Source organism: Neoaquamicrobium microcysteis, assembly GCF_008180155.1.
In the GTDB taxonomy this organism is placed as follows: domain Bacteria; phylum Pseudomonadota; class Alphaproteobacteria; order Rhizobiales; family Rhizobiaceae; genus Aerobium; species Aerobium microcysteis.
In genome coordinates, this window is sequence record NZ_VSZS01000068.1 from 188,177 (window position 1) to 214,552 (window position 26,376).

Below are 26,376 nucleotides of genomic sequence, written 5' to 3' on the forward strand. Positions count from 1 at the left end.
TCAGCCGATATAGGCAAGTCCTGGAAAGCGCTCCAGAAGCCAGAACGCGATCAGCGTCATGCGGCCGGTCATCATCAGCACGCCCATCGTGATCATGATCGCGCCGGCGGTAATGTTGAGGACATGGCCGGCGTAGCGCGCCCGTTTCATGAAGCCGGCAACCTTCCCGAACGCGAGCGCGACGACCAGGAACGGGATACCGAGGCCGAGGCTGTAGGCGGCGAGGAGTACCGCCCCGCTTCCGGACGACACCGCGGTCATCGTCAGAATCGAGCCCAGAACCGGGCCGATGCACGGCGTCCAGCCGAAGGCGAAGGCGAGGCCGAGAGTGTAGGCGCCGGCGGGGCCGGATACGGCTTGCGGTCCTTCTACGCGGTAATCCTGCATCACGAAGGGAAGCCTGATGAGGCCGGTCATCATCAGGCCGAACAGGACCAGCAGGCCGCCGCCCACGAGGTTGGCTTCGAAGCTGTAGCGAAGCAGCAGGCCGCCGAGGAACTGCGCGCCCAGCCCGAGAATGACGAAGATCGTCGTGAACCCGGCGATGAAGAACATCGCTGACCAGACGATCCGCAACCGGTCGGCGAGCTGCGCCGAATGCGGATTCACGCCGCTGGACACGAACGAGAGATACCCCGGCACGAGAGGCAGGACGCAGGGCGAGACGAACGACACCGCGCCGGCCACGACTGCCGTTGCGAGACCGACTGCCGAGACGTCGATCGTCATTTCATGTCCTCTTCTTTCGTCGGATTCGGTGTGGACGAACTCAGTGCCCATACATGCTCTGGCAACATGAGGTTCAAGGCCGGATCGAGGCTTGTCCCGCGTGACATTGCGCCGCGCCGCTCGATCGAGGCCGGGGCGCGGGCATTGAGCCCGCGTTCGTCGTGCAAGTCTTCTATCTTGCCTCTATCGCAGCAGCGTGCGGATCGCGTTGTTGGCCAGTTCGATCACGACGACGAACAGGACGACGACGATCGTCAGCGTGGCGACCTTTTCTTACTGGAAGGTGCGGACATAGGTTTTGATGTAGAAGCCGATCCCGCCGGCACCGACGAGGCCGAGGATGGGGATTCCCGCAGGTTCATCTCGAAGCGGAAAAGCGTGTCGCGCACGATGTCGGGCGCGATCTGTGGCCAGGCGCCAAAACGCCCCCCTGGCCCGCCAGCTAGGCAGAGGTGATCTCGGCGTCGGCCATTGAACAGCTTTTTCAACGTGCAGACGAACGTCGTCAGTTCCTTCCAGGCGAAGTGGAATACCGACCCCGGTCCCTCGAACTTCCGATAGGGCTCGTCGGCATTGCCAGCGGCCTCCGGGTAGGCCGTGAGGTCTGCGCGCTCGCCTTCCGTTAGAGCGAGCCGGTATCGGCTGTCGAACCAGTCATCACGCTTGCGGGCGTCGGCAGCGAGCGTCATGGAAGTAGGGGAGCGGTGAAGCGGTTCCAGAGCCGGGGTGAGCGTGTCGTAGGCGCCGTAGCGCGCGTTTTGCCGTAACCACGCGTAGGAAAATCGGCAGCAGGCCAACCGCATGCACCCAGCGTGAAAGTTTCAGCTGAATCACTGTGTCGGATCGTCTTCAGTCGCACCCATATTGATTTAACGCAGTTGCGATTTCAGCAGAATGAAAATGCCGGATGCCGCGCGCGATATTCGGCTGAGTCGTGGCTAGTGACTACCTAGAACTGCTCACCCCTGCCATTGAGCGCATGGGCGCAAAGCTGTTGTCAATCATTCGTCCCCTCACGTTTATCGAGCCTTGGTCGCACCAAGGGTTACGGTACCCGACACGCCACAATGCTGAAGCGGGGGCAGCTCTTTTCGCTATCATCAAAGCAACCTTGCCGACGAGTGAGACCTTACTGCAACCTGCCATGACAAACGCATTGACGACTGTCAGCGATATATCTATCTTGCAATTGAAAATCATTCGCAACAGACAGCCATATGTCTTCTCCATCCTTGGATTCGGAACCCTCGTTGTCCGTGGCCGGCCACAATGGCTGGCGTCGCACCAGCCCGACGCCGTCACTCTCCGAAGTCTTTGGCTCGATCGTCGTGCCGCGTGGCAGCACGGTGTTCCGAAGGTTTCTCGCCTTCGTCGGCCCAGGCTATCTGGTCGCAGTCGGCTATATGGACCCCGGCAACTGGGCGACTTCGCTCGCCGGCGGCGCCAAGTTCGGCTACACGCTCCTGTTCGTGGCGCTACTGTCCAACGTAATGGCGATCCTGCTGCAATCGCTGTGCGCGCGCCTCGCCATCGCGTCCAGGCGCGACCTAGCGCAGGCCTGCCGGGATGCCTATCCGTCATGGGTGTCGTGGCCGCTGTGGATTTTCGCGGAGGCCGCGATCATCGCCACCGACCTTGCCGAGGTCATCGGCGTGGCAATCGGTCTCAACCTGCTGTTCGGTATCCCGCTCGAAATCGGCGTCTTCATCACCGCCGCCGACGTGTTTCTGATCCTGTGGCTGCAGAACCGCGGCTTCCGTTGGGTTGAAGCATTTGTCATCACGCTTCTGGCGGTCATAACCGCCTGCTTCTTCGTGCAGATCGCCATGGCCGATCCGGACTGGGCAGGTGTGATCGCAGGCTTCGCGCCCTCGACCGATATCGTGACCAATCCGGAGATGCTCTACATCGCACTGGGCATCATCGGCGCCACCGTGATGCCCCACAATCTCTACCTCCACTCCGGCATCGTGCAGACGCGCAACTGGGAGACGACGCCGGCACGAAGGTTCGAGGCGTTGCGTATGGCGACCTGGGATTCGACCATCGCGCTGATGTTCGCCCTGACCATCAACGCTTCTATCCTGATCCTCGCTGCGGCAACCTTTCACGCGAGCGGCAACACCGAGATTGTCGAGATCGATCAGGCCCATGCGCTGCTAGCGCCTCTGCTCGGCGGTTCGCTCGCACCGACGATGTTCGGCATCGCACTGCTGTGCTCCGGCCTAAACGCCACCGTGACCGCCACAATGGCTGGCCAGATCGTCATGGAAGGCTTCATCAATTTCCGTATCAGTCCAGTGCTGCGCCGGCTCGTCACACGCTCGATCGCGATCGTCCCGGCGGTCATCGTGATTTTGATATGGGGGAGTTCAGGCACCGGCCAGTTGCTCATCCTCAGCCAGGTCGTGCTGAGCTTCCAGTTGCCTTTCGCCATCGTGCCGCTGGTCATGTTCACCGCGAGCAAGGCCAAGATGGGCGACATGGTCGCCCCGCTCTGGCTGACCGCGCTCTGCGCGCTGATCGCCGTCACCATCATCGCGCTCAACATCAACCTGCTCTGGTCCGTGGCCGTGATAGGATGGTAGCCGCTTGCGCATTTTGACCGCAGTCAGAGGCACGGACCATCGGAGAATTCACGAGATCTGCGGCCTGGTGATACGTCTCGTCAGGCGACAACCCTGTCGGGCAACAAAAGTCGCCTGGAAAGACCCTGTTGACACCACATGCCGCCCGTAAGGCTGATCATCGGAAAATCTACGTACGCAGTGGTGCAGGATGGTCTACCCGAAACCTTCGAAAGTCGCACAATGGGAATTGTAGCGCGTAGTTGCACCCGCGAGTTCTGACCGGTGAGAATAGGGCTGAAGCCCCTACCTCATGATTATCGAACAATCGGCCGCGCTCCCAGCCGTTCATGTCGGTCTATAGCGGACAAGCCGACCGATTATCTCTCAAACAGACGCCCCGTGTGCAGCGTCTTAACCGATCATCAAGGTTAACAATTCATTTTGCTTCCGAGACCACCTCAGGAGATCGGTCGTTGTCGTCGAAGCAAAGCCAAGGCTCGGAATCCACTTCCATGGCCCGCCGAGGTCGGATTCTGGCAATCCTGTTTGCAAGCTCGCTGACCTTCGGGTTCGCGTCGCCGACCGCCATCCAGGACATGCGTTCCGAGCTTGCGACCGGCACTGTTCTCGTACAGCGCAATGGTGTTCGGGGTGAGGATGCATGCTCCCATCTTCGGACGCTCAGACTTGGGTCGGCTACTGGGGTGGAAACGTTTGCGACCGGGCCGTCCGCGAGCCGGAGCGGCGATTTCTCCGATAACGCCTCAAAGCGAGATCTTCTGCAAAGCCAGACCTCCGATTCAGGCAAAACGGCAACGCTTTCCGTAACCGCCTCGAAAGGCGTTTTCGATGGAACGAGGCTGGCTGCCATCCTCTTCTCGAGCCGCCTTGACGCTCCGGAGGGCTTGCGCGGCTTCCTGCCGGAGGCAGCTCCGGGTGTCCGGAACGCAATAACGATCCTTCACCGCGCGGAGACTCACCGGCTTGAGGGCGTGCCTCCGATCCTGGCGGATCTCGTCAGCAACGACCGTGCCGACGTTCTGGCGACCGCCTACGCTCCGAGCGATCCATACCACGCAACGTCCGCACCCTTCGATGCGCTGCTTGGCGGTCAGGACGCCGGCGGCCGCTTCGTTCCGCCCATGGCGGAGGGTGACCACCCGTGGATGAGGGTGCCACTTCCAAAGATGGTGTTCTCCGCCGCCGAGCAGAAGTGCCTCGCGACCGGAATCTATTTCGAGGCGCGCGGCGAGAAATCGAGAGGGCAGGCGGCTGTCGCCCAGGTAATCTTGAACCGGGTTAGGAACCCGGCTTATCCCGACACCGTCTGCGATGTGGTTTATCAGAATCAGCACATGCTCAACAGATGCCAGTTCTCGTTCGCTTGCGACGGAGTCCCTGACGTGATTTCGGATCGCCGGGCCTATCGGCTCGCAAAGGATGTTGCGCTTGCCGTCACCGCGGGTAAGATTTTCCTGCCGGAAGTCGCGTCGTCGACACATTACAACGCCACCTACGTCCATCCTAAATGGGCTCAGTCGATGGAACGGATGACGCAGATCGGCAAGCACATCTTCTATCGCACGTTCGGCGGGGGCTGGAGCTAGCGCGGTGAGGAACCGATGAGAATCAAATTGTTGCGTGTTGCGCTGGTCCGAACCTTCGCCATTCTCCTGATGGCGACCCCGGCGGCGATCGCAGAGACGATTGATCGCTCGGAGGTCGAGAAAATCGTCCGCGAGTACATTCTCGAGAACCCCGAGATAATCAAGGAAGCGTTGCTCGAACTTGAGAACCGCTCGCAGAAGGCGCAAGAAGAAGCCAGGGCGGAGACGATCCGGGCCGAGCAGGACGTCCTGCTGCGGAGCGCCGCCGATCTCGTCCTCGGCAATCCCGATGGCGATGTGACGCTGGTCGAGTTCTTCGACTTCAACTGCGGCTACTGCAAAAGAGCTTTTCCAGACATAAAGGCATTGCTGGCCGAGGATGCACAATTGCGTGTCGTCCTGAAGGATTTCCCCATCCTCGGTCCGGGATCCATCGAGGCTGCGAAAGTCGCCCTCGCCGTGAAACGCCTGGGCGACGACGCGAGCGCGCGCGATTTCCATGCCCGGCTGATGGCCATGCAGGGTCAGGCCAACGCAGGCCGAGCTTTGTCGCTTGTAGAGGAAATGGGTCTTGATCGCGCGCGTGTCGAGGCAGAGATGGGGTCTCCAGAGATCGAGACGGTCATCGCTTCGAACCTGGCGCTGGCTCAGCTTCTTGGACTGACAGGAACCCCATCGTTCGTCGTGGGCGAACGAATCGTCGTTGGCGCCGTGGGCAAGGAGCCGCTGGCGGAGGCCGTGCGATCGGTGCGTGAGTGATCGACCGGTCGGCCGCGCTCATCCCCCCCGATCAGCCAGAAGCCTCTGGACGACAAGCTCGGCGTCGGGTCCTGCTCCCATGATCAGCGCCGAAGCCCTGTTTCGCTGCCAGGGTCGCCCGACGAAATAAAGGCCCTTGACCGGCGAAACCCCGGCTTCGTGGCGGAAGGAACCGTCTTCATTCACGGCAAGAGGAACGTCGAGCCAGGAACTGTCGTCGCGGTAGCCGACCGTCCAGACGACGGTTCGGACCTCGGCCGAGCTTCCGTCCGAAAACCGCGCTGTCGTCTCGTCTGCATTCACGAGCCGCGGCGCGATCCGTATGTCCTTTCTTTTCAGGCTTTCGAGGCTGCGGTCACGGTCGGGGAAGGCGTCGGTTGCCCTGACCCTGCTGCCTAGCAAGGAGTCCGGCGATGCCGTCAAAGCGCCGGTAAGATGAAGCCACCACCAGATCGACTTTCCCAGAATGCGTTCGGGCAGCAGCTTTCGAGGCTTTCCGGTCGCCAGGATCACCGGTTGAGTTCTTCTGCACTCGACAGCAATGTCGCGGCCGCTCGCACCATCCCCCACGATCAGCACAGGGCCGTCCGGCAACTGGTTGGCGTTGCGGAAGATGTCGGTCGTCAAATGGAGCACATCGCTGCCGAACTTCCCGGCGACAGTTGGAATTCTGGGGACCTGGAAGGCGCCAGCCGCCACGATGATCTCGCTCGCTTGCCGCTTTCCGCCGTCCTCAAATGTCGCCTCGAAACGTCCATCGTCGAGCCTGGAAAGGCGAACAACCCGTCTTCCGGTTTCGACCGGCAGCTTCAGGCGCGACGCATAGGCTTCCAGATAGTCGGCGAATTCGTCCCGGTTGGAGTAGCCCTCGCGATTTCCGGAAAGCTCCAGTCCGGGCAGCGCACTGAACTGGCGCGGCGTGAACAGGGTCAGCGCGTCGTAGCGCGCCCGCCAGCTGTCACCGACGCGCCGGTTCGCATCCGCGATGGAATAGTCGGCGCCGGCCCGGGCCAGGTGGTACGCGGCCGCGAGACCCGCCTGCCCGGCTCCGATGACCAGCACCGATCTTTCCATCAAACCACCACGACCCGGGCGCCGAGCGGCACACGCTCGTAGAGCTCTTCCACATGCTCGTTCACCATGCGGATGCAGCCGTTGGATACGGCCTGACCGATCGTCCATGGCTCGGTCGTGCCATGGATGCGGTAGTACGTGTCGCGACCGTCGCGGTAGAGGTAGAGCGCGCGGGAACCCAGCGGATTGCCCGGCCCGCCGGGGACGCCATTCGCGTATCTCGCGTATCTCGCGGGATCGCGTCTGATCATGTTGGCGGTCGGCCGCCAGGCGGGCCACTTCGCCTTGCGTTCGATGATCGCGGAGCCGGAGAATGCGAGACCCGCCTTGCCTACGCCAATCCCGTAGCGTCGTGCCGCACCTCTGCCCTCGATCAGGTACAGGAACCGGTCCCGCGGGGCGACCACGATCGTACCGGCTGGCTGAGCGTATGGCGAGACGACGGTTTGGGGAAGAAAGCGCGGGTCGAGTTCGACCCTTCTGTGAGCCAGCGCCGCGGTCGGCAGTTGGACTGCCGACAGCGCTGCGATCAACCCTGTTGCGAACGATCTGCGATCCATCATGGTAAGCCCCTCAATAGCTGCTGAAGTGTGCGATCAGTGATCGTGCCCGTCGTCCGCCTGTGGCGGCGTGACGTCGGGAACGAGCTTTTCGACCTGGGCGGCGGCGCGTAGCCCCGCGAGAAGCCGTTGCTCTTCGGCGGACGCGAGCGCCTGCCGGATCTGCGGTTCGACCGTCTCGAATGCAGGCGGCGGCCGATTGCGTGCTTCCTCCAGCATCACGACATGGAAGCCGAAGGCGGTGGCGACCGGCGACCGGGTGAACTGTCCCGGTTCGAGCTCGGCCGCGGCCTCCTCGACTTCCGGCATGATCTCCCCTTCCGCGACGAAGCCGAGATCCCCTCCCTTTGCCTTCGACACCGCATCGATGGAGCGTTCCTGCGCTAGATCGGCAAAGGACTGCCCGGCTTCCAGCGCGTTGATGATGTCTGTTGCCTCGTCTTCGGTGCCCACGAGGATATGCCGCAACTTCCGTTCGGCCACGGTCGGAAAGCTGCCTACCTGGCCATCATAGGCGGCCCTTATCGCCTCGTCCGTCACCGCATCGGCCACGCGCTGCTCTATGAACACGGATCGAAGCGTCTGGGCCTCGAAGAACGCCAGCTGACGCTTGAACGCGTCCTGTTCCGTGACGTTTGCCTCGCGAGCGGCGTCGGCCACGATGCGCAGCTCGATGAGCGCGTTCACGAGAACGGAACGCCTGGCGTCTTCCGGCATCTGGCCGAGCTGGGGTCCATACATTTCTTCGGCGATTGCGAGATCGGCGGCCGTGATCTCCTGGCCGTTGACGCGCGCGACGACTTCGTCATCCTGAGCGTGAGCCAGTGGCGGCAGCATCGCCGCCATCATCGCAACCGCAACGAACCCTTGGACCTTCAGCCGGAAAGTGAGAGAGCGAATTCCCATCATGCGCCCTCCCCCTATTGGCCGCTCGCCGCGATCAGCGGATCGACGATCTCGCTGAAGCGGTCGATGCTGAGGACGCCCTTGTACATCTCGCCATTGACGAAGAAGGTCGGCGTCGAATCGACGCCGAACTCACGACCTGCTTCGAATACAGCCTGCACTTGCTGCTGCAGTTCCTCGTTCCGCAGGCATGCCTCGAAGGCGGCCTCGTCCATCCCGGTCATGCCCATGACGGCCTTGAGCGAGCCTGAGCCGTCGGAGGACCGCGCCCAGTTGTCCTGGGTCCGGTAGAGCAGGTCGATGGTGGCGTACCATTTGTCGTCGCCGGCGCACCTGGCCAGCATGAATCCGGCCGAAGAGCGCGGATCGAACGGGAACTCGCGCATGATGAAGCGGACCTTGCCCGTATCGACGTATTTCTCCTTGAAGGCGGGCCAGACATTCAGATGGAAGTTGCGGCAGTGGCCGCAGGTCAGCGACGCGTACTCGATCACGGTGACCGGAGCATCTTCCGGACCGAAGCTTTTTTCCGCGAGCGCTCCCGGCGCGAGCAGGTCTTCGGGAGTCGGTTGGGCAAGCGTCAGAGCTGGAAAGGCGGCCGCCGCTCCGAGAGCGGACAGGCCATATAGAACGTTTCGACGTTTCATGGTCGTTTCCTTTGGTGAGCTTCTACTTTGCAAGCTCTAGCCCCTGGAGGAGCAAGCGCTAATTTGGCGTCAGGCGATCGCTCTCGGACCGCTGCGCACGATGATTGGCGAGGGGATCGAGACACGATCGTAGAGGTCGATGATGTCCTGGTTGATCAGACGGACGCAGCCGCTCGACACCGCGCGCCCTATGGTCCAGTACTCGGGCGAGCCGTGCAGGCGGTAGAGGGTGTCCTGCCCGTTCTGGAAGATGTAGAGCGCCCGCGCACCGAGAGGATTGTCGAGCCCGGGCGGCTGGCCCCCGTTCTCGGCGCTGAATTCTTCCAGCTCGGGCTGGCGCGCAATCATCTCCGCCGGCGGGGTCCAGACCGGCCAGGGCCGCTTCCACTGGATGACCCCTTCACCGGACCAGGTGAACCCCGCCCGCCCGAGGCCGACGCCGTATCTCATCGCCTTGCCGTCGGGCAGAACCAGATAGAGGAAAAAGGACTGCGTATCGACGACGACGGTTCCGGGACGTTCGCCCGTCGGGTCGTCGACGAACTGACGGTAGAACTGCCGGTCGACCCTTCTCAGGTCGACGGCGGGGATCGGGAAATCCTCTTCCGGCATCGCCCGGTACATGGAGACGAAGGAGGGATCGATGCTCGGCGTTTCCGGCACCACCGCGACGGGCTGGATATCGGTGGTCGTGCAGCCGGCCAGCGTCAAGGATGCGGCCGAGGATGCGGCAAGGGTCAGGACTTGCCGTCGGGACAGGCCTGTGCGTGATGGTGTGGTTGTCAATGCTTTGCTCCCAATACGGTCGTGGTCCATTGCTCCCCGCGGAAAGCAATTGGTGAGGACGAATTGCGACCGTCTGGATCGGAGCCGCCTTTCCTCGGGGCTGCGCCCGAAGAAACTCGATCTCCTACCGGCCGTTTCGCCTGCTCGACGCTATTGGGGCGGTGGGACGATGATGGGAATGAAGGCGAACGTCAGGTCCTGCTCCCGGCCGTGTATCGACAGCAGGCCCGCGCTGGCAGCGTGGGGTGAAAGCCAGATCGTCAATCCGGCGCAGTGGTCATGGCATTTCGTCGTGGCGTGCGGCGACAGTGGCAACGCATCATCGTTGCTATCGTTCGGCAGTTCGGAACCGCCGCTGCCAGCCATGATCTCGGCCGTCGCGAACTCCTGAAACGACATCTTCGCAGCCACGGCCGTGGGCGCCGCCATATGGACGGCGACCATGAAAGCCAGGAGGAATGCGAGGAATCGGATCATCGTGCTGTCGTTCTATTCCCTGGGCGAATGCGGGTCTGCAAGCGCCGCGGAAGGCCGGCTGATAGGGACGGAGCTCAGCGACGTTCTTTTTGCCAGTGTTTGCTCGCCGGAACGCTCCAGAAGACTACGGAAGCTTGGGTGCATTCCGCCGTCGACATAAGCATGAGCGCTGAGCGCCGTGCCGTTCTCCACCATGCTCTGCATCGCGAGGAGGTCGGCTTCCGTCCTGCGAGCGACGACGGGGTCGTCCCCTTTCACCGCCGGCGGACAGGCGGCAAGAGGATCGCGCGGCTCTCCACCCTGGAACTCCATGTCGAAGACGTAGCGGCGGCCGCAGTGGGAGACCCTGGGCTGGCGCCGGGTGACTTCAAAGATATCGTAGCCGCGCTTCAGGTCGGTCCAGAAAGAGAAGTTCGGGTCGTCGCGATGCTTCGCCATGTTCTGGGCGGTCATTCGGAATGGAAACGCCTGCACCTGGAAAGCAGGCTGGCCGCCCCTGAGGGCCTCGCGGGCCACGGCGTAGATCTCGGCCACGCCCTCATCCGTCAGGGCGAAGCATCCCGACGACGAACAGGCGCCATGCACCATGAGCGCTTCGCCCGTGTAGCCGAGCGCCGCCTCGAGGCGGTTGGGATAGCCAAGGTTGAAGGAGAGGTAATACTGCGAGTTCGGGTTAAGCATGCCCGCGTTGACGTGGTAGAACCCTTCGGGGGCCTGGCGGTCGCCCTCTCGCGTCTTGGGTCCGAGTTTTCCGGACCAGCGGCACATGGGATAGGTCTTGAGCAGGGCGAACTGGCCGCTGCGGTCGCGCTTCCAGATTTCGAGCTCGCTTTCCTGCTTGAAGATCCTGACGAGGATCGGGGCAGAGGGCGACATGGATTTGCGCGACATTTCGGCAAGGAGGGCGGCAGGGATGGGCTGCGACGCCTTGTTGTCGACGTCGAGAACTGTCGACACGCACCCGCTCGCCAAAAGGGCAAGCAAAACGACCACGCCTATCCTTATCGCTTGCAACATGTTCGCGCTTTCATGATCCTTCGCGCCGATCCGACCTCGGGATCGAGCCGTAAGTTTGGGGCTATCATAGTTAAGAAGATGTTGCCCCTAACATGTTTGCGAGCGGCAAAGAACCGCAGCACGTTCGACTATCCGTCCTCGGGGGAGAGCCGATAAGAAGGACGGAATTGAGGCTGCGCCGCCTTGTCAGGGCTTTTTGGATTGAGGATGCGATGAATTCGCTGGAGCAGATGACCCTGGAAGAATCTCGCGATTTTGTACGCAGGAGAGCGCGCAAGAACCTGTTGGTCGTCCTTCTGCTCGTCGGCTTTGTCGGCGCTGTGTTCTTCGCCAGCTTCGGCCATATCCTGGGCGAGATGCGCCCGGCCCAGGTGGAGACCCAACCGGAATAGCGGAATAGTCACATAGGGTTGAGTGGCGTCGGGAAGCCGACAATGAAAGAGTGGACCGGCATTTGTCCAATTGCCGGTCCACCAATGTTTTTGCGCCTGGTCTCTCTGCTGGCTGCTGGTTCGACAGCCTATATCACCCTTGCCACCATCTTCTGGCTTGTGTGTATCGGGATCGGGCACAACAGGATGGAGATGCTCTATGGAACGACCGCGCTCTATCTCCTGACCCTGGCCGCCGCCGTGGAGGGCGCGTGGTTGTTGCCGGAGGATATCAGGAGATCGTCCTCGTTCATGAGGCTGACCCACTGGTTGAGATCCCGCTGGGATTGACGCTTGAGGAAGTAGATTCTCGCCTCGCTCCAAAGCAGCACCTTCTGCTCGAGATTGTCGAGGATGAAGTCGCCAAGGCTCGTCACGACGGTGAGCACGGCGTGTCCCCCGCCCTGGGCGTCGCGAGCCGTTGTCAGCAGCAACGCGCCGAGCGGATAGCCCATTTCATTGAGGCGCTTGCGCTTCAGCAGCGCGTAGTCCTCACAGTCGGCTGCCGTCGTAGGGTATTCCCAGAACTCCTCGACGCCGTAGATTTCCATGTCGGTGAGCGCCTTGATAGTGTTTACCTTCGTGTTGACCCTGACGATGTCGCTCCAGGCCGCACGCGTCAGCTCGATCATCGTGCCGGCCGGAGCGCGAGCGCATCGGTCTCGATATCGACGGCAATACTCGTAGTATCCGACCGGCATCGAGGTCGTACCGAACGTCGCCATGTTCCGTGCGTTGTATGGTTGGGTGGGGTTGAACTGTGACGCACTCGCCCATGCGGACGTGCAGAAAACCAGGAGCGCGAGTGCGCTCATCCAAAGCTTTTTCATTGTTTGACTCTCCCCGAAGTGATGGGAAGAAGCCTAGCGTAGAAACCTCAAAATCGAAGAAAATCAATGGCTTGTATTCGATTCAAACTCGCTGCAAATCGCAGCGGTTTTCGCAATCCTTCCTTTACCAGGATCGGCGGGCTTGCTGCACGTTAGTTCGCGCTACGATCGGCCTCGCCGTGCCGGTGGCTGGTCAGCCGATCGGAGCTCGGCACGAGATAGGCTGACACTTCCACTTCCTGGCCATCGTCGAAGATCAGCATCAGGCGTTGGCTTTCCGATTGGTCGATCGGAGACGCGGGATCGGCAAGCAGGAGGTGGATGCCGCCAATACGCATCTGCAGTTCGGCGTGCGCGGGAACCAGAAGCGGGCCGCCGACCGGCCCAGCCGCGTCATCGTCGGAATTGAATGGTGTACGCATCAACCTGATGTTTGCAAAGGCTTCGCTGCTCACCTTAGCGAGATAGGCGTGAGTATCCGTGCCGTTCCAGATCGTCAGGAAGCCTCTGGCCGGGGAGCCGTCACCATCAGCAATCAAGATCTCGGCATGTTCGACTGTCAGCGTCAAGAGCGATTGGCAGCCGGCGAGAAATCCCTGTGTACATCGCTTATGTCCCCTCCACGATTAGTGGCCGTGAACGTCCGTGATGAATCGGGCAAGGCTGTGAACCGCGCCCGCCTTCGGGATGCGGCAATTCGGCACTGTTGCGGGACACCGATTCATCCTTCAATATCTATAAGAGCTGGAGGTAATCATGCTGACGATCGGAGAGCTGTCGCGCGTCACCGGGGTGAAAGTTCCGACCATCCGCTACTATGAGCAGATGGGTCTGTTGATGGCGCCGGGCCGCTCGGGCGGCAATCAAAGGCGTTATGAGCCTGGCGAACGGGAACGGTTGTCCTTCATCAAGCACGCTCGCGACCTCGGTTTCACGATCGGGGCCATTCGTGAACTGCTCGAGCTGAGCGAGCATCCGGAACGGCCATGCGCGGATGCCGACAACATCGCGGTTCGTCAGCTGCAGATTGTCCGGGACAAGATTGCAAAGCTCAGGCCCCTTGAGCGCGAACTCGAACGCATCGCGACCCGATGCCACGGCGATCAGATCAGGGACTGTTACGTCATTCAGTCTCTGGCCAACCACGAACTGTGCTCGAACGAGCACTGAGAGTCGGCTTAGACCTCGGTCTCGTCATCGAACCGGCAGTAGTGCGCTACCCTGTCGGCAGGGCCGTTCGTCGAGGGCACGTCGCGAAGGATGATGGTGACGGCCGAGCTATCCTTTGGCGCCACGATCGAGCCGGATATCGTGATCGTCGGATGATCCTCCGGAACCAGCTCGAACGTCGTTTCGTCGCCGATCGTTGGGCCCAGGCGCAATGTCCCGGTATCGTAGTCCCCTTCCGCGGAGAACGTCGTTTCCATCCGGTCCTTTGTAAGGAAGAGATAGAACTCCAGCTCCGACCCGAAGGGTGCGCGGCCCCAGAGCCAAGCTTCGGCCTTTTCCAGTGAGGGCCCGACACGCGCGACGATGTCGTCGCAGTCCTGCGATGTAGGCGTGCCTTGCTCCGGATACCAGAGAAACACGCCGGTCGGAGGGCTCGCCAGGGCATGACCCGCACCGGCCAGCCACAAGGCAGCTCCGAACGCATGTACTGTCAGGCGCGGTCGCATCTCATGTTCCCACACAGCCGGCGCGGCTGTCCTTCGTTTTCGCTTTTAGGTGGTCGTCAATCCGGGATAACCACGCGCGCCACGACTGGCAGATGATTGGAGCCAAATTTCGACCCCAGGGTCAGATCCTCCAGCCCCAATGTTGGCGACAAGACGATGCGGTCGATTGGCGTGCCGATCTGCGTGAGCGACCAGAGACGTATGCTGAAGCGTGTCGGCAGCGGCCACCACCGGGATTCGGTCGTCCGGTATCCCGTCGAGGACAGGAAGTCGAGAAAGAACGGAGACCAGGGTGGCGTGTTCCAATCGCCGGCGACGACGACCAGAGCGTCCGACGGCTCCGACTTCACGGCTGCTTCCAGATCCCGAAGGTACGCGGCGCGCGCTTCCCAAGCGCGGGGGCTGCGCGGAGTCTGTGGATGGACTGCATAGAGAACAACCGTCCTCCCTTCGACCGACAGCTCGAAGCGCACGGCGAACCTGCCGTATGTGTCGCCGCTCTCGGGAAAGACCGTCCGTTCGTCGAGGATCGGGAACCGGCTGAGAACCTTCATGTCGGTGTTGCCGGCAAGGTCGCGGCTGCTTTCGAAGGGCCAGCGCCCTCTGGCGATCAACGTGTTCTGCCAGAACGGCCTCACCTCCTGCAGCACCAGGATATCCGCCTCGCCGACCTCGGGAAGCGCAAGAAAGGGACGCGGATCCAGATTGTCGACCAGGACATTGGCGGAGACCACGGTGAACGTCGTTCCCGCCGCCGCGGGCGCCGGCGGCGGGAGGAAAAGATAGGGAACGCCGGCAGCCAGAAGCGCGATTGCTCCCGCGATCTTCGTGGAGCGCCGAGGAAGCGCGAAGCCTATGACGAAAAGAATGACGCCCGCCACGAGAAGGTGGGGACGGATGAAGTTTGCCAGGTCTGCAGCCCATAGATTTCGGGATAGCGCTACGGATACGAACTGTGCCGCGGCAAAGGCGAGCTGCGCCAGCAGCAAGACGGCGAGGAAAAGCTTCGGCGTGCGGCCGCTGGCTGAAGAGAAGGGCACCGGTGTCGATCCTGCTGAAAGCGCCGCGAGGAGCAGATTATTTCTGCGGTGCAGGTTTCGGCCAATGGGGCAATCTGGCGCATGGGGCTAGCGACAGGTTGGAAGTCCCGCATGAATTCGGCGCTTGTTGCGCGGCGGCCCAAAAAGGGCAGGGAAAAAGCGTACAAGGCAGAGGTCCGTGCATACTCAAGGTCTCCACTCCTGCGAGGTGAACGAGCACCTCATGACCGAGCTGGCGCTGGCCTTGCTAGACACGGTAACGAAACATCGCGCCGGCTCCAGCCGAAGCGCGATGTACTGACGGGAAGCACACGGCAGAGCGGGAACTGAAAAATCTGAAATTTCCTCTTGATCCTCTAGCTGCTCTAGGTCGTATGGAATTGCTCCTGACATACAGGAGTGTAGATTATGACGGTCCCGCAACGCCAGACGCGCTTTCGAGTGGAGGGGATGGATTGCGCGAGCTGCGCGGCCAAGATCGAGACAGCCGTTCGCCGCATTCCGGCCGTGACAGATGTAGGAGTTTCGGTCGTCGCCGGCACGATGACGGTGACACACGGGCCGGAAACCGACCTCGACGGTGTCGCGCGCAAGCTCGGCAGCCTTGGCTACAAGGCGTCCCCCCTGACGCGAACCGGAGAGAAGGCGCCCGCCTCCGGTCATGTCCACGGTCCGGAATGCCGTCACGAGGGGCATGAGCATTCGCACGACAACGATCACCATGCGCATGGCGGCGGTAACGCGCATGACGGTGTCCCTCCATCCAGGGCCTCGAATGTGCCGACCGGCGACTCGCTTCACGGCATGCACGGGCATGACCATGGGCCGATCGACGGTCCGTGGTGGAGCACATCGAAGGCGAAGCTGACCATCGTCTGCGGCGCGGCGCTCGCCATCGCCTTCGGGCTGTCGCAACTCTTTCCGCAAACGCAACCCTGGGGCTTCATCATCGCCATGGCCGTCGGGCTCGTGCCGATCGCGCGCCGGGCGCTGTTCGGGGCGATGAACGGCAGCCCGTTCTCGATCGAGACGCTTATGACCGTGGCGGCGGTGGGCGCCGTCATCATCGATGCTGCGGAGGAAGCCGCAGTCGTCGTCTTCCTGTTCCTTGTCGGCGAACTGCTGGAAGGCATCGCAACGGGACGGGCGCGAGCGTCGATCCGTGCGCTCTCGAACCTGATGCCTAAGACCGCGCTGCTTGAAAGCGAGGGAGGCACACGGACCGTTCCGGCGGACAGCCTCACGGTCGGTTCGATCGTGATGATCCGTCCGGGCGACCGGGTGCCGGCCGACGGCGTCGTGCTTTCCGGCGAAAGCGCGGTAGACGAAGCGCCGGTGACCGGTGAGTCGGTCCCCAAGCGAAAGGAGGAAGGCGACAAGGTGTTCGCCGGCACGGTGAACCAGGAAGGGGTGCTGCGCGTGCGCGTCACGGCGGCCGCGGCAGACAACACGATCGCTCGCATCATTGCGCTGGTCGAGGAGGCGCAGGAATCGAAGGCTCCGACCGAACGCTTCATCGACCGCTTTTCCAAATACTATACGCCAGGCGTGATGGTCGTGGCAGCGCTCGTGGCTATCCTGCCGCCGTTGCTGGGCGGAGCCGAGTGGAACACATGGATCTATCGCGGTCTCGCGGTTCTGCTGATCGGCTGCCCGTGCGCGCTCGTCATCTCGACGCCGGCCGCAATCGCGGCTGGGCTTTCCGCCGGCGCCCGGCGCGGCCTGCTGATGAAAGGTGGAGCCGTGCTGGAGAACCTCGGTAAGGTCGACAGCGTGGCTTTCGACAAGACCGGGACGCTGACCGAGGGCAAGCCGAAGGTGACGGACATCGTCGGCATAGGGCGCGACGAGCGCGAGACACTTCGCCTCGCCGCGTCGCTGGAGGTGGGCTCAAGCCATCCGCTTGCGGTCGCGATCCTCGCAAAAGCCGAAGCGGAGAATGTGCCAGTGGTCGCGGCATCGGAGGCGGGCGCTGTTGGCGGCAAGGGCGTTGTGGGGACGCTCGATGGTGTGAAGCTGTTCTTCGCCTCGCCACGTGCGGCGGGCCAGCAGGTCATGCTCGACGAGGCCCTTACCACACGCATTGCGTCGCTCAACGACGAGGGCAAGACCGTGTCGGTGCTGTTGGCAGGCGGACAGGTCGCCGGTTTGATAGCCATGCGCGACGAGCCACGCGATGACGCGAAGGCCGGCATCGCCGCGCTGCGCGAGTTGGGCGCCGACTCTGTGATGCTGACGGGCGACAACCAGCGCACGGCCAAGGCGATTGCCGCCTCGCTCGGGATGGAAGCGCGCGCCGAGCTCTTGCCTCAGGACAAGCAGAAGATCGTCGGCGAGATGCGGGCGACAGGCTCGTTCGTCGCCAAGGTCGGCGACGGAATCAACGATGCGCCCGCACTTGCCGCCGCCGACATCGGCATCGCCATGGGAAGCGGAACCGACGTCGCGCTGGAGACCGCGGACGCAGCGGTCTTGCACGGTCGTGTCAAGGATGTGGCGAACATGGTCTCGCTCTCGCGCGCAACCATGAGCAACATCTGGCAGAACATCGTCATGTCGCTTGGCCTCAAGGCGGTGTTCCTCGTCACGACCGTCCTTGGCGTGACCGGGTTGTGGCCCGCGATCCTGGCCGACACCGGCGCTACCGTTCTGGTCACCGCCAACGCCATGCGCTTGTTGGCCTGGCGCGGCATTCGCGATGCCTGACACATACATGCGGCGATGTGCATCCTGTTCCTGCAAGGCGGAGATGGCGCAGAACGCCTCATGTCGAGTGCGATATGGAGTGGAAAAATTGTTCAATGCTAACAAAGCCGTCGCCATGGCGACGCTGTTCATGTCCAGCTTGCTGATTGCCTCGCCCGCAGCGGCGCACGACTTTTCGGTCGGCGACATTGCGGTCGGCCATCCGTGGTCGCGTCTCGCACCGGCCAACGCTCCGGTCATAGGCGGCTATCTGACGCTGACCAACACAGGGTCGCAGCCCGATACGCTGGTCGGCGGAAGTGCCACGATCGCCGAACGCGTCGAGATCCACGAGATGCGTATCGAGGACGGGGTGGCCCGTATGCGGCCTCTTCCCGCTGGGCAGGAGATAGCTCCCGGAGCGACGGTCGAGCTCCAGCCGGGCGGTACCCATCTCATGTTCATCAATCCTGAACGTGCGTTCTCGGAAGGCGAGCGCTTCGAGGTGACGCTCGAGTTCGCGAATGCCGGTGAAGTGGCCGTCGAGTTCGTGGTGCAAAGGAACCCGGGTGGAAATGCGGGACAAGAGGATGAACATGGAGGCCATGCGCCATGAGCTTTGTCAGGCTGTTCCGCATCGGCGTTTGGGTCGCAATCGCGGTGCTGGGCACGTACCTGGTGGTGTCGACGCAGATGACCGCGCAGCGCCAGCCTGTGGAAGCTTCGACCGGGGCAGCGCGTGTGGGCGGCCCGTTCTCGCTCGTGTCGCATGAGGGAGAGCGGGTGGACAATCAGTCGCTGGCGGGGCGTCCCTACGTCGTGTTCTTCGGCTTCACCCATTGCCCCGAGATTTGTCCGACGACGCTGTTCGAGCTGACCGACCTGATGGGCGAACTGGGCCCGGATGCAGACAAGCTTGAAGTCCTGTTCGTCACCGTCGATCCGGAGCGGGACACGCAAGACATGCTCGCCGGCTACATGACCTCCTTTGACAGCCGCATCACCGCGCTGCGGGGGACGGCCGAAGAGACCGAGGCCGCACTGAACGCATTCTCGGCCTACGCGGCAAAGGTGCCTCTCGAAGCCGGCCAGTACACGATGGATCACACGGCCGGCGTCTTCCTCATGCGCGGCGACGGCAGCTTCGGTGGCGTTCTCGACATGCACGAACCCCGCGAGACGAGGCTGGAAAAACTGCGCCGTCTCGCGAGCGCCTGACCGGGACTAGACGATGCTCGACAAGGTGTCCAACAAATCGGCTGAAGACTGGAATTCCTGGTGGCTGTTAGTGGCCTGGCTGATCGCGGCCGGGTCGACGCTGGCAGCCTTGTTCATCGGTGAGATCGTGGGGCAGACCCCGTGCAACCTCTGCTGGTTCCAGCGGGTGTTCATGTTCCCGCTTGCCATTGTGCTCGGCATCGCGGCGTTCAGGCTGGATGTCGGTATCAGGATCTACGCCTTGCCGCTGGTGGCAATCGGCGCTGCAATCGCGGCATTTCACTCGCTGGTGTACTTCGGCCTCATTGATGAGGGCATAACGCCGTGCGCCCGCGACGGCCCGTCCTGCTCGGGAGCCGACATGACCATTTTCGGCGGCGTGCCGCTGCCGCTCGTGTCGCTGCTCGCGTTCATCGCGATCGGCGGCAGTCTTGCCTTGTGCCGACCTGGAGTTTTCAAATGAACCGTCGACAGGTGACCATCCTATCCGTTGGATTGGCCGCAGGAGCAATCTTCGGGGCGTCAGCGCTCTACTACAACCGCGCGCGCAGCCTCGATCCGTCCGGCGCCGAAGCTCTCGTGCGGGAGCATTCTCCCGTTATGGGGCCACCGGATGCTCCTGTGACGATCGTGGAGTTCTTCGATCCCTCCTGTGAAGCCTGCCGGGCCTTCCATCCCCTCGTGAAGAACATCCTTGCGCAGTATCCCGATGACGTCAGGGTCGTGTTCCGGTACGCGGCCTTCCACGACGGGTCGGATCAGGCGGTCGGGATCATCGAGGCGGCACGACGGCAGGACCTCTTCGTCCCGGTGCTCGAAGCACTTCTTGACGCGCAGCCGGAGTGGGCAATTCATGGCAACCCGAACCTCGACCGCGCCTGGCAGGCCGCCGCCGCAGCAGGCCTCGACCTCGAGCGCGCGCGCGAAGACGCAACCACGGCCGAGGTCGCGGCTGTGCTGCGGCAGGATACCAGCGATGTCGACGCTTTGGGGGTCAGACAGACGCCGACATTCTTCGTAAACGGCAAGAGCCTTCAGTCCTTCGGGCCGCAGCAGCTGATTGATCTTGTCTCCGCCGAAGTGCGATCCGCTCGCGAGAGCGGATGAGCCATCCGGCTGTGGGGCCGGATCACTCATGATTGGATTTGAGTTCGCCCCGTGGGTCGACCTGCACGGTGACGTGGTCGATCGCATAGCGCTCCTTGAGCCAGGCCGAGACGAGCGGCGGGAGGCTGAGCGGATCCGTTCCGGTCGCCGGGCTGACATGGACTGTGGCGACGCTCGTCTCGTCCGTCAGCGTCCAGGCATGAAAGTGCCCGGCCTCGGCGATGCCCGGTACGCCGGCGAGCCCGCGCTCCGCTTCGATCGCGTCCACACCACGCGGAACAGCTTGCAGCAGGACGCGGATCGAATCCGAGACCAGGCTCCATGCGGATCTGACGACGAGCCCCGCCACCAGCACGGACAGGATGGGGTCGAGTATCGTCCATCCGGTCAGCATGATCCCGATCGCCGCAGCGATCGCGCCGACGGAGCCGAGCAGGTCGCCGATGACGTGCAGGAAGGCGCCCCTGAGATTGCTGTCGCCCTTGTTGCCCGACCAGAGGATCCAGGCGCCGGCGACGTTCACGCCCAGGCCGATCACCGCGACGATCAGCATCGGGCCCGCCAGAATCTCCACCGGCGCGTTGATGCGCTGCACGGCCTCCCACGCGATCCAGGCCACGAGCAGGAGCAACGTCGCGCCGTTGGCGAGCGCCGCCAGTACCCTTACCCGGTGGAAACCGTAGGTGCGTTGGGAGTCCGCCGCGCGCCGAGCGATGCGATAGGCGATCAGGGCGAGCAGCAGCGCGGCCGCGTCGGAGACCATGTGGCCCGCATCCGCGATTAGCGCGAGCGAGCCTGAGTACCAGCCGCCGATCGCCTGCACGATGGCGTAGCTTGCCGTGAAGATTAGTACGAATCGGATGCGCCGCTCGTTCGAAGCGGTCACGACCTGTGCGTGATCGTGGCCCTCCTCGTGCGCGTGCCCTTCATGGCCCGTCTTCGAGATCTCTGGATTGCCGGTCACATCAAGCTCCTTTGGAAAGACGCCACATGCCCCACCACGCTACAGGCGCGAGCAGCACGACGGTCGCCATGCCGGGAAAATAGGCAAAAGGCTCTGGGGTAAACCATGGGAAGACGATAAAGTGCGCGAGCTCCGTGATGCCCATGGCAGCGAATAAGGTCCAGGCGAGATAGGTGCCGAAACTGTACCCGCGGCTGACCAGGACGGGCATCAGCAGCCACGCTCCAACGGACAGCAGGACCAGCAGGATCACCTGCCAGGAAGCGGCTTCGGGCGTCACTATGCCGGTAATCTCCGCCAGCCTCTCGAAGAAGCCCATCGAGTATTCTTCGATGCGGTGAAGGGCGAAGAGCGCTAGTGCAAGAAAGTACGGGGTCCTGATCGCGGTGAAGGACGGGGTTGTCGGAAAGATCAGCCACAGCACGAACCCGCCGAGGAATCCGGAGGTGAAGATCAGCATCGTCCAGAAGCCGAAGGCGGAATAGCCAAGAACGAGAACCGCAACGGTGAAAAGGAATGCCGCTGTGACGGTCGTGGGATTGCTGGTCATGGCCGACCCCGCAACGCGGATGTTGAGGCTCGGAGGACTAAAGCCTGATCGGGCTTGTTCGCCCCGCGGGCCTTGAAAGTGTGTGACAACGCGGCATCGGTCGGAAGCGCGCAAGGGCCTCCGGTCTGCTGCTTTCTGAATGTGGTTTCGCGGAACATCGGCGGCTCACCTGATCCTGACTTGATTAAGACTGCATCCTCTAGCCGCTAGAGGAGCAAGCGAATTTTGCAGGTCGGAAAACTTCTGGGCCATTTCCGCTAGACGTCTTTTCGAGGGGCTCCTCATGGTTTGCGACATGGTGTTGGATTTTTGCCTCGCGCCGCCTGCCTCTCGCTCTCTCGGCGCAGAAGCAGTATTCGGCCTCGGCTAGCGGAACCTAGGAATTGTGCGGCTAACGAGAGAGCGAACTTCAAATAGTCGTGCAACAATTGGCCTCTAACAGTCTCCGCTTGAAACTTGGGGTAACGATGGGTGGGGTCATGTTGGAGGAGCAGAAGTTTGAATTTGTTGCCCAGGATGCGGGCACGCGTGTCGCGGCGGTCAGTCACGGGAGGGACATCTGGCTCTACAGGCTGCTTGTAAGATTGTGGAAAGCTCCGCTGCGTGCATGGCACAGGCGCTATTTGGCTTCCTTGAGCGACCGTCAGTTGTTGGATGCTGGCATCGATCTGACGCGTGCGGGCAGGGGCAGGGGCTCGGCCGCACGCCTCGATCCGAATCTCGAAGGTCTTCGGTAGTCTGCGTCACCGAAGTCACATCCTGCAGTCGTCGGACGGCGGGATAAAACATGCCCACTTAAAGGCGTGCCGCGAAGCTCGGTGCGCCTTCTTTTTGTGTTCTGTTTTCCCGCTCTCACTCGGAGCGTGATGTGGATCCACATAAGGATGGGCGCGGACGCCGGCTCTGCCGCCTCAAGCAAAGCGGTCGGGCAGGCGCGGATGCGTCACGACAAGCTCATCGGGAACAGCCGCCTTTCCGAAGCGCCGAACGACAAGCGTCAACAGGGTGCGAATGTCATTTTCCCTGTGCGCCGGATCGCTGAACAGCCGGGCCGATACGTAGCTCTGCCACTTCAGCAGCGCCGCCGCCTTTCCGCGCGAAAGCGTCATCGTCACCGCTTTGGCCCGAAGTGAAAGCTTCTCGGGATGCGAAAACAGCGGCTCGTACAGAAACATAAGGGCGGCGGACATGCGGTAGAGCTGCCGCTTGGCTTCGTGGAGGCGCTCGTAGTCCGACACCGCGCGCAACGCCTGAAGCTTGAGGGTGAGGGTGTAGAAATGCGTCTTCGAGCCCGGAGGCACGAGATTCAGCGCCTGATCGATGCAGCGCAGCGCAGCCTCGGTTTCGCCCGCGAACGCCCGGAACTGGCCGACGATCGCCAGCGATCCGGCCGCCGATACGCTGGAAGCGTAGGCTTCCTCGGATAACTCGCGTGCGAGGTCGAAATAGCCGCGCTGAAGGAAATGAAGCAGCTTGGCCGCCATAATGGCGTATTCCGGCTGGGACTGGATATGAGGCAGCGCCTCGAGAACCAGCGCCTCGATGTCGTTCTCGTCCTGGGGCCGGTCGTCGATGCCGTTCTGAAACAGATTGTAGCCGAACTGGATGTACTTCGAATGTATGTGCGTGGCATACATCACCTTGAGGGACGCATCGTCTGGGCTGTCCTTCCGCAGATGCCTGAGCCGAACCTCGTTCTCCTTCCATGCAGCCACGACCCGGCTCTCGTGCAGCGACACCAGTTTCTGAAGATGCCCGTCGCTGTCGGTCGGCACGCCGGGGCCGAGTTCCAGATGGGTTGAGGCCGATTGCATCAGCACCGGCAGCGGGAGATCATCCCCGACATACGTGGCCAATGACCGCCAGGTCTCCGCTAGAAGGAGCCTTGTCACCTCGGCGGCGGATCGTATGGAATGCGCTGGATCGTCATCTGGCACCATGACGCGGCGAACCGCCAATATCCGGCCTGAGCGAAATTGCCGCGTCGTGGCGACGCAATTCACCGCACCGCGTTCCTCGAAGAATGTCAACTCAACCGAAAGGGTAGGCATAGTATCGGTGAAGTCGGGTGCAGGCGGGCAATCCGGCGCAAGCATAACTCGCCGTTCGGGTGGTAATTCGGATCGGAACGCTCCGTGCAGATGTGACGCGAACCTCTCGGCAAGGGCGCGGCGGTCGTCGAGATTGTCGATTCCCTTGAGCGGGCCTACTATGAGATAGGCGGCCGCGTAGTTGGCATCGACGCTCGGAGCGCCACCGATCCAGACATAGCCTTCCCCATAGCGCGTCGCGATGAATCGCGGCTCGCGGGCGTTGTCCGAAAGCTTGCGGCGCAACCGATTGACCAGGAAATCGATGTTCCGGTCGCCATTGTCGGAGCCTGACCCTGTGACCGCATCCAGAATCTGATCGCGGGTCAGGATTCTGTTCGGATGCCGCACCAACACCGCGAGCGCCCGCTTCTCGGAGCGCGTGAATGAAATCCGTTTGCCGCCCGGCATTTCCACGAAGGAAAAATCTGGAGCAAGCCTTATGCTTACAGGTTTCTCGCCCACCTACCCCACCCAAGCGCGCCCAAAAACCGCGACGATCGCAGGAACACTATTTAACAATAGCAACTCCTCCCGCCAACAAACATTTCAAACAAGCCAACCGCGATAGCACAAAACTGCACACAACTCATCTTGGGTGTTGTTACGTCGAGCCGGCCCCTCAGCAGACTATGTGAGGAACCGTCGGAACAGTTCTTTGGAAGCGCCAACAGCAAATGTCTGAAAACTCAACTGGCCCTCTGCACCTGCTTGATCTTTTCCGGCTCGCTGATCGCATTGCCGGGTTCCTTACCAAGCACCGCCTCGGTGATCGAGTTGGGAACGCGACGAGGCGTCTCGAGAAGTCCCAGCAGCGGCATAACGATCAGAAAGAAGCCGAAATAGAACAGCGAAGAGACCTGCATCAACGGTATGTAGATGCCTTCCGCAGGCTTCGCTCCCAGCCACCCGAGGAAAAGGGCGTTGGCTGCGAAAAGCCAGAAGAACAACTTGTACCAGGGGCGATAGACCGCCGAGCGAACCTTTGACGTGTCGAGCCAAGGCACGAAGAACAGCACCGCAATAGCGCCGAACATCGCAAGCACGCCGCCGAGCTTTGCGTCGATAGGCCCGATGTTGAAAGTGACCGCTCTCAGGATCGCGTAGAACGGCAGGAAATACCATTCGGGAACGATCTTCGCGGGCGTCCTGAGCGGATCGGCCTGCACGTAATTGTCCGCATGGCCCAGATAGTTCGGAATATAGAAGACGAAGTATGCGAACACGATCAGGAAGATCACCATGCCGACCGCGTCTTTCGTGGTCGCATAAGGCGTGAAGGGCAACGTGTCCGTCTTGTGCTTGACCTCTATGCCTGTGGGGTTGGTCTGTCCGGTGACGTGCAGCGCCCAGACATGCAGGACGACCACGCCCGCAATCATGAAGGGCAGCAGGTAGTGAAGTGCAAAGAACCTGTTCAGCGTCGGACTGTCGACCGCAAAACCGCCAAGCAGAAGCTGCTGGAGCCACTCCCCGACCAAGGGGATGGCCGTAAAAAATCCGGTGATCACCGTCGCGCCCCAGAAGCTCATCTGCCCCCATGGGAGGACGTAGCCCATGAAGCCAGTAGCCATCATCAGGAGGTAGATGATGCACCCAAGGATCCAAAGCAGCTCGCGAGGAGCCTTGTAAGAGCCGTAGTACAGTCCGCGAAAGATGTGGAGATAGACGGCGATGAAGAAGAATGAAGCTCCGTTGGAATGCAGATATCGCAGGAGCCAACCTGAATTGACGTCACGCATGATCTTCTCGACCGAATCGAACGCCGTTGCGGTGCTCGCCGAGTAGTGCATCGCCAGCACGATTCCGGTCGCTATCTGGAGGACCAGCATCAGTGTCAGAATGCCGCCGAACGTATAGGCGTAGTTCAGATTGCGTGGAACAGGATAGGATACGAAGGAATCATGGATCAGTCGCGGAAGCGGCATGCGCGCATCGACCCAGCGGCCAATACCTGACTTTGGGACGTATCTGGATGGCGACCCCGACATTCTGTTCCCCTCCTTTGATCCGGTCGATCTCCGATCGTACAATCCGGAGTCCGTAACACCTCACGCTGCTTGAGCTTCAAGACCCTTCGAGACTTCTAGATGCGACAAATTTGTCCCCATGACATCGAGGCCCCAGCACAGGAGGCGAGATGGCGGGCACCTTGAGCATCATCTCAACCGTGCTACATCGGCGAAAAACAAGAGGACCGCAAAGACCATGGGCGCAAGGACTTACTCGATCGGCGAGGCAGCAAGAGAGAGCGGCGTCAAGGTGCCGACAATCCGCTACTACGAGGATATCGGCTTGCTAGGGAGAATCGCGCGCAGCGACGGCAATCGGCGCTTCTACGACCGGTCCGACGTCAGCCGCCTCTCCTTCATCCGCCATGCGCGTGAACTTGGCTTCGAGGTGGATGCGATCCGCACGCTGCTGAAATTGCAGGACGATCCCGACCAATCATGCGAGGCCGCTGACGCGATTGCAAAGGCGCGCCTCGACGATGTCGAGCGGCGCATCTCAAGCCTGAAACTGCTGCGCGTCGAGCTCAAGAAGATGATGCACGAATGCGCTTCGGGCCGGATCAGCGAATGTCGCGTCATCGAGATCCTCGCGGACAGCAGTCACCTTCACGGCAAACTCGTCGATCCTTGAACCAGGCTCG

28 protein-coding genes are annotated in these 26,376 nt (G+C 61.9%); 11 read left to right on the forward strand and 17 right to left on the reverse strand.

Annotated features, from left to right (window positions below):
* The gene (locus FY036_RS21785; protein ID WP_126006758.1) at nucleotides 1-729 is read right to left on the reverse strand and encodes a cytochrome c biogenesis CcdA family protein; all 729 of its coding nucleotides are present in this window, start codon (nucleotides 727-729) and stop codon (nucleotides 1-3) included.
* A 254-nt stretch (nucleotides 730-983) separates the two neighbouring features.
* The gene (locus FY036_RS23980; protein WP_201744835.1) at nucleotides 984-1,418 is read right to left on the reverse strand and encodes a hypothetical protein; all 435 of its coding nucleotides are present in this window, start codon (nucleotides 1,416-1,418) and stop codon (nucleotides 984-986) included.
* Nucleotides 1,419-1,946: 528 nt separating this feature from the next.
* Here FY036_RS23980 and FY036_RS21795 point away from each other — a divergent pair.
* From FY036_RS21795 to FY036_RS21805, 3 genes are all read left to right on the forward strand, one after another.
* Complete coding sequence (locus tag FY036_RS21795; RefSeq protein WP_126006760.1) at nucleotides 1,947-3,317, forward strand: Nramp family divalent metal transporter; 1,371 nt, start codon at nucleotides 1,947-1,949, stop codon at nucleotides 3,315-3,317.
* 455 nt (nucleotides 3,318-3,772) lie between these two features.
* Nucleotides 3,773-4,906 carry a cell wall hydrolase gene (locus tag FY036_RS21800; protein ID WP_235897752.1) on the forward strand — a complete coding sequence of 378 codons (1,134 nt, stop codon included), beginning with the start codon at nucleotides 3,773-3,775 and terminating at the stop codon, nucleotides 4,904-4,906.
* Between the two features lie 69 nt (nucleotides 4,907-4,975).
* Nucleotides 4,976-5,665, forward strand: a complete 690-nt coding sequence (locus tag FY036_RS21805) for a DsbA family protein (protein ID WP_235897753.1) — start codon at nucleotides 4,976-4,978, stop codon at nucleotides 5,663-5,665.
* An 18-nt stretch (nucleotides 5,666-5,683) separates the two neighbouring features.
* Here the strand turns inward: FY036_RS21805 and FY036_RS21810 are convergent, their stop codons facing one another.
* The 7 genes from FY036_RS21810 to FY036_RS21840 all read right to left on the reverse strand — a co-directional run bounded on the left by FY036_RS21810 (nucleotide 5,684) and on the right by FY036_RS21840 (nucleotide 11,132).
* Nucleotides 5,684-6,847 carry a flavin-containing monooxygenase gene (locus FY036_RS21810; RefSeq protein WP_235897754.1) on the reverse strand — a complete coding sequence of 388 codons (1,164 nt, stop codon included), beginning with the start codon at nucleotides 6,845-6,847 and terminating at the stop codon, nucleotides 5,684-5,686.
* Nucleotides 6,739-7,302, reverse strand: a complete 564-nt coding sequence (locus FY036_RS21815; protein ID WP_126006768.1) for a L,D-transpeptidase — start codon at nucleotides 7,300-7,302, stop codon at nucleotides 6,739-6,741. Before FY036_RS21815 ends, FY036_RS21810 begins: the two co-directional genes overlap by 109 nt.
* Before the next feature lie 33 nt (nucleotides 7,303-7,335).
* The gene (locus FY036_RS21820) at nucleotides 7,336-8,208 is read right to left on the reverse strand and encodes a peptidylprolyl isomerase (protein ID WP_126006770.1); all 873 of its coding nucleotides are present in this window, start codon (nucleotides 8,206-8,208) and stop codon (nucleotides 7,336-7,338) included.
* Nucleotides 8,209-8,219: 11 nt separating this feature from the next.
* The gene (locus tag FY036_RS21825; protein WP_126006772.1) at nucleotides 8,220-8,852 is read right to left on the reverse strand and encodes a DsbA family protein; all 633 of its coding nucleotides are present in this window, start codon (nucleotides 8,850-8,852) and stop codon (nucleotides 8,220-8,222) included.
* 69 nt (nucleotides 8,853-8,921) lie between these two features.
* Complete coding sequence (locus tag FY036_RS21830; protein WP_372493038.1) at nucleotides 8,922-9,638, reverse strand: L,D-transpeptidase; 717 nt, start codon at nucleotides 9,636-9,638, stop codon at nucleotides 8,922-8,924.
* A 150-nt stretch (nucleotides 9,639-9,788) separates the two neighbouring features.
* On the reverse strand, nucleotides 9,789-10,115 hold the full coding sequence (locus tag FY036_RS21835) for a hypothetical protein (protein ID WP_126006774.1): 327 nt from the start codon (nucleotides 10,113-10,115) through the stop codon (nucleotides 9,789-9,791).
* Nucleotides 10,116-10,127: 12 nt separating this feature from the next.
* The gene (locus FY036_RS21840) at nucleotides 10,128-11,132 is read right to left on the reverse strand and encodes a L,D-transpeptidase family protein (protein ID WP_201744836.1); all 1,005 of its coding nucleotides are present in this window, start codon (nucleotides 11,130-11,132) and stop codon (nucleotides 10,128-10,130) included.
* A 167-nt stretch (nucleotides 11,133-11,299) separates the two neighbouring features.
* Here FY036_RS21840 and FY036_RS21845 point away from each other — a divergent pair, with 167 nt between their 5' ends.
* Complete coding sequence (locus tag FY036_RS21845; protein ID WP_126006776.1) at nucleotides 11,300-11,524, forward strand: hypothetical protein; 225 nt, start codon at nucleotides 11,300-11,302, stop codon at nucleotides 11,522-11,524.
* Nucleotides 11,525-11,739: 215 nt separating this feature from the next.
* Here the strand turns inward: FY036_RS21845 and FY036_RS21850 are convergent, their stop codons facing one another.
* Together FY036_RS21850 and FY036_RS21855 are read right to left on the reverse strand one after the other, a co-directional pair.
* Nucleotides 11,740-12,393, reverse strand: a complete 654-nt coding sequence (locus FY036_RS21850) for a transglutaminase-like cysteine peptidase (protein WP_126006778.1) — start codon at nucleotides 12,391-12,393, stop codon at nucleotides 11,740-11,742.
* 152 nt (nucleotides 12,394-12,545) lie between these two features.
* A complete protein-coding gene (locus FY036_RS21855) occupies nucleotides 12,546-12,962 on the reverse strand; it encodes a copper chaperone PCu(A)C (protein ID WP_126006780.1) in 417 nt (138 codons plus the stop codon).
* A gap of 187 nt (nucleotides 12,963-13,149) precedes the next feature.
* Here FY036_RS21855 and FY036_RS21860 point away from each other — a divergent pair, with 187 nt between their 5' ends.
* The gene (locus FY036_RS21860; RefSeq protein ID WP_126006782.1) at nucleotides 13,150-13,563 is read left to right on the forward strand and encodes a MerR family transcriptional regulator; all 414 of its coding nucleotides are present in this window, start codon (nucleotides 13,150-13,152) and stop codon (nucleotides 13,561-13,563) included.
* Between the two features lie 8 nt (nucleotides 13,564-13,571).
* On the opposite strand, the gene FY036_RS21865 is transcribed toward FY036_RS21860, so the two are convergent.
* Both FY036_RS21865 and FY036_RS21870 read right to left on the reverse strand, forming a co-directional pair.
* Entirely contained in the window at nucleotides 13,572-14,069 is a 498-nt protein-coding gene (locus FY036_RS21865) for a hypothetical protein (protein WP_126006784.1), read from the reverse strand.
* A gap of 56 nt (nucleotides 14,070-14,125) precedes the next feature.
* The gene (locus FY036_RS21870) at nucleotides 14,126-15,109 is read right to left on the reverse strand and encodes an endonuclease/exonuclease/phosphatase family protein (RefSeq protein ID WP_161601182.1); all 984 of its coding nucleotides are present in this window, start codon (nucleotides 15,107-15,109) and stop codon (nucleotides 14,126-14,128) included.
* A gap of 408 nt (nucleotides 15,110-15,517) precedes the next feature.
* Here FY036_RS21870 and FY036_RS21875 point away from each other — a divergent pair, with 408 nt between their 5' ends.
* The 5 genes from FY036_RS21875 (at nucleotide 15,518) to FY036_RS21895 (ending at nucleotide 20,119) form a co-directional block, all read left to right on the forward strand.
* Entirely contained in the window at nucleotides 15,518-17,815 is a 2,298-nt protein-coding gene (locus tag FY036_RS21875) for a heavy metal translocating P-type ATPase (protein WP_126006787.1), read from the forward strand.
* A 43-nt stretch (nucleotides 17,816-17,858) separates the two neighbouring features.
* On the forward strand, nucleotides 17,859-18,410 hold the full coding sequence (locus FY036_RS21880) for a copper chaperone PCu(A)C (protein ID WP_235897755.1): 552 nt from the start codon (nucleotides 17,859-17,861) through the stop codon (nucleotides 18,408-18,410).
* The gene (locus FY036_RS21885) at nucleotides 18,407-19,012 is read left to right on the forward strand and encodes an SCO family protein (RefSeq protein WP_126006790.1); all 606 of its coding nucleotides are present in this window, start codon (nucleotides 18,407-18,409) and stop codon (nucleotides 19,010-19,012) included. Before FY036_RS21880 ends, FY036_RS21885 begins: the two co-directional genes overlap by 4 nt.
* Nucleotides 19,013-19,025: 13 nt before the next feature.
* On the forward strand, nucleotides 19,026-19,475 hold the full coding sequence (locus FY036_RS21890) for a disulfide bond formation protein B (protein ID WP_126006792.1): 450 nt from the start codon (nucleotides 19,026-19,028) through the stop codon (nucleotides 19,473-19,475).
* Nucleotides 19,476-19,612: 137 nt separating this feature from the next.
* Nucleotides 19,613-20,119, forward strand: a complete 507-nt coding sequence (locus FY036_RS21895) for a DsbA family protein (RefSeq protein WP_268932216.1) — start codon at nucleotides 19,613-19,615, stop codon at nucleotides 20,117-20,119.
* A 22-nt stretch (nucleotides 20,120-20,141) separates the two neighbouring features.
* On the opposite strand, the gene FY036_RS21900 is transcribed toward FY036_RS21895, so the two are convergent.
* From FY036_RS21900 to FY036_RS21915, 4 genes are all read right to left on the reverse strand, one after another.
* Nucleotides 20,142-21,083, reverse strand: a complete 942-nt coding sequence (locus FY036_RS21900) for a cation diffusion facilitator family transporter (protein ID WP_235897757.1) — start codon at nucleotides 21,081-21,083, stop codon at nucleotides 20,142-20,144.
* A gap of 1 nt (nucleotide 21,084) precedes the next feature.
* Nucleotides 21,085-21,633 (reverse strand): hypothetical protein, encoded by a 549-nt coding sequence (locus tag FY036_RS21905; RefSeq protein WP_126006796.1) that lies wholly within the window; start codon nucleotides 21,631-21,633, stop codon nucleotides 21,085-21,087.
* 911 nt (nucleotides 21,634-22,544) lie between these two features.
* Nucleotides 22,545-24,188, reverse strand: a complete 1,644-nt coding sequence (locus FY036_RS21910) for a winged helix-turn-helix domain-containing protein (RefSeq protein ID WP_126006798.1) — start codon at nucleotides 24,186-24,188, stop codon at nucleotides 22,545-22,547.
* A 224-nt stretch (nucleotides 24,189-24,412) separates the two neighbouring features.
* The gene (locus tag FY036_RS21915; protein ID WP_126006801.1) at nucleotides 24,413-25,714 is read right to left on the reverse strand and encodes a cytochrome b; all 1,302 of its coding nucleotides are present in this window, start codon (nucleotides 25,712-25,714) and stop codon (nucleotides 24,413-24,415) included.
* A gap of 217 nt (nucleotides 25,715-25,931) precedes the next feature.
* On the opposite strand from FY036_RS21915, the gene FY036_RS21920 reads away from it, so the two are divergent.
* Nucleotides 25,932-26,366 carry a MerR family transcriptional regulator gene (locus FY036_RS21920; RefSeq protein ID WP_126006803.1) on the forward strand — a complete coding sequence of 145 codons (435 nt, stop codon included), beginning with the start codon at nucleotides 25,932-25,934 and terminating at the stop codon, nucleotides 26,364-26,366.
* Nucleotides 26,367-26,376: the final 10 nt, after the last annotated feature.

Excerpts from the sequence above, each read along its gene's own strand:
- FY036_RS21795 (WP_126006760.1), top strand. The coding sequence starts at position 1,947 with ATGTCTTCTCCATCCTTGGATTCGGAACCCTCGTTGTCCGTGGCCGGC.
- FY036_RS21815 (WP_126006768.1), bottom strand. The coding sequence starts at position 7,302 with ATGATGGATCGCAGATCGTTCGCAACAGGGTTGATCGCAGCGCTGTCG.
- FY036_RS21840 (WP_201744836.1), bottom strand. The coding sequence starts at position 11,132 with ATGTTGCAAGCGATAAGGATAGGCGTGGTCGTTTTGCTTGCCCTTTTG.
- FY036_RS21860 (WP_126006782.1), top strand. The coding sequence starts at position 13,150 with ATGCTGACGATCGGAGAGCTGTCGCGCGTCACCGGGGTGAAAGTTCCG.
- FY036_RS21785 (WP_126006758.1), bottom strand. The coding sequence starts at position 729 with ATGACGATCGACGTCTCGGCAGTCGGTCTCGCAACGGCAGTCGTGGCC.
- FY036_RS21880 (WP_235897755.1), top strand. The coding sequence starts at position 17,859 with ATGGCGCAGAACGCCTCATGTCGAGTGCGATATGGAGTGGAAAAATTG.
- FY036_RS21835 (WP_126006774.1), bottom strand. The coding sequence starts at position 10,115 with ATGATCCGATTCCTCGCATTCCTCCTGGCTTTCATGGTCGCCGTCCAT.
- FY036_RS21920 (WP_126006803.1), top strand. The coding sequence starts at position 25,932 with ATGGGCGCAAGGACTTACTCGATCGGCGAGGCAGCAAGAGAGAGCGGC.
- FY036_RS21895 (WP_268932216.1), top strand. The coding sequence starts at position 19,613 with ATGGGGCCACCGGATGCTCCTGTGACGATCGTGGAGTTCTTCGATCCC.
- FY036_RS23980 (WP_201744835.1), bottom strand. The coding sequence starts at position 1,418 with ATGACGCTCGCTGCCGACGCCCGCAAGCGTGATGACTGGTTCGACAGC.
- FY036_RS21850 (WP_126006778.1), bottom strand. The coding sequence starts at position 12,393 with ATGAAAAAGCTTTGGATGAGCGCACTCGCGCTCCTGGTTTTCTGCACG.
- FY036_RS21890 (WP_126006792.1), top strand. The coding sequence starts at position 19,026 with ATGCTCGACAAGGTGTCCAACAAATCGGCTGAAGACTGGAATTCCTGG.
- FY036_RS21825 (WP_126006772.1), bottom strand. The coding sequence starts at position 8,852 with ATGAAACGTCGAAACGTTCTATATGGCCTGTCCGCTCTCGGAGCGGCG.
- FY036_RS21915 (WP_126006801.1), bottom strand. The coding sequence starts at position 25,714 with ATGTCGGGGTCGCCATCCAGATACGTCCCAAAGTCAGGTATTGGCCGC.
- FY036_RS21820 (WP_126006770.1), bottom strand. The coding sequence starts at position 8,208 with ATGATGGGAATTCGCTCTCTCACTTTCCGGCTGAAGGTCCAAGGGTTC.
- FY036_RS21885 (WP_126006790.1), top strand. The coding sequence starts at position 18,407 with ATGAGCTTTGTCAGGCTGTTCCGCATCGGCGTTTGGGTCGCAATCGCG.
- FY036_RS21865 (WP_126006784.1), bottom strand. The coding sequence starts at position 14,069 with ATGCGACCGCGCCTGACAGTACATGCGTTCGGAGCTGCCTTGTGGCTG.
- FY036_RS21875 (WP_126006787.1), top strand. The coding sequence starts at position 15,518 with ATGACGGTCCCGCAACGCCAGACGCGCTTTCGAGTGGAGGGGATGGAT.
- FY036_RS21805 (WP_235897753.1), top strand. The coding sequence starts at position 4,976 with ATGGCGACCCCGGCGGCGATCGCAGAGACGATTGATCGCTCGGAGGTC.
- FY036_RS21810 (WP_235897754.1), bottom strand. The coding sequence starts at position 6,847 with ATGGACGATCGGTCAGGCCGTATCCAACGGCTGCATCCGCATGGTGAA.
- FY036_RS21905 (WP_126006796.1), bottom strand. The coding sequence starts at position 21,633 with ATGACCAGCAATCCCACGACCGTCACAGCGGCATTCCTTTTCACCGTT.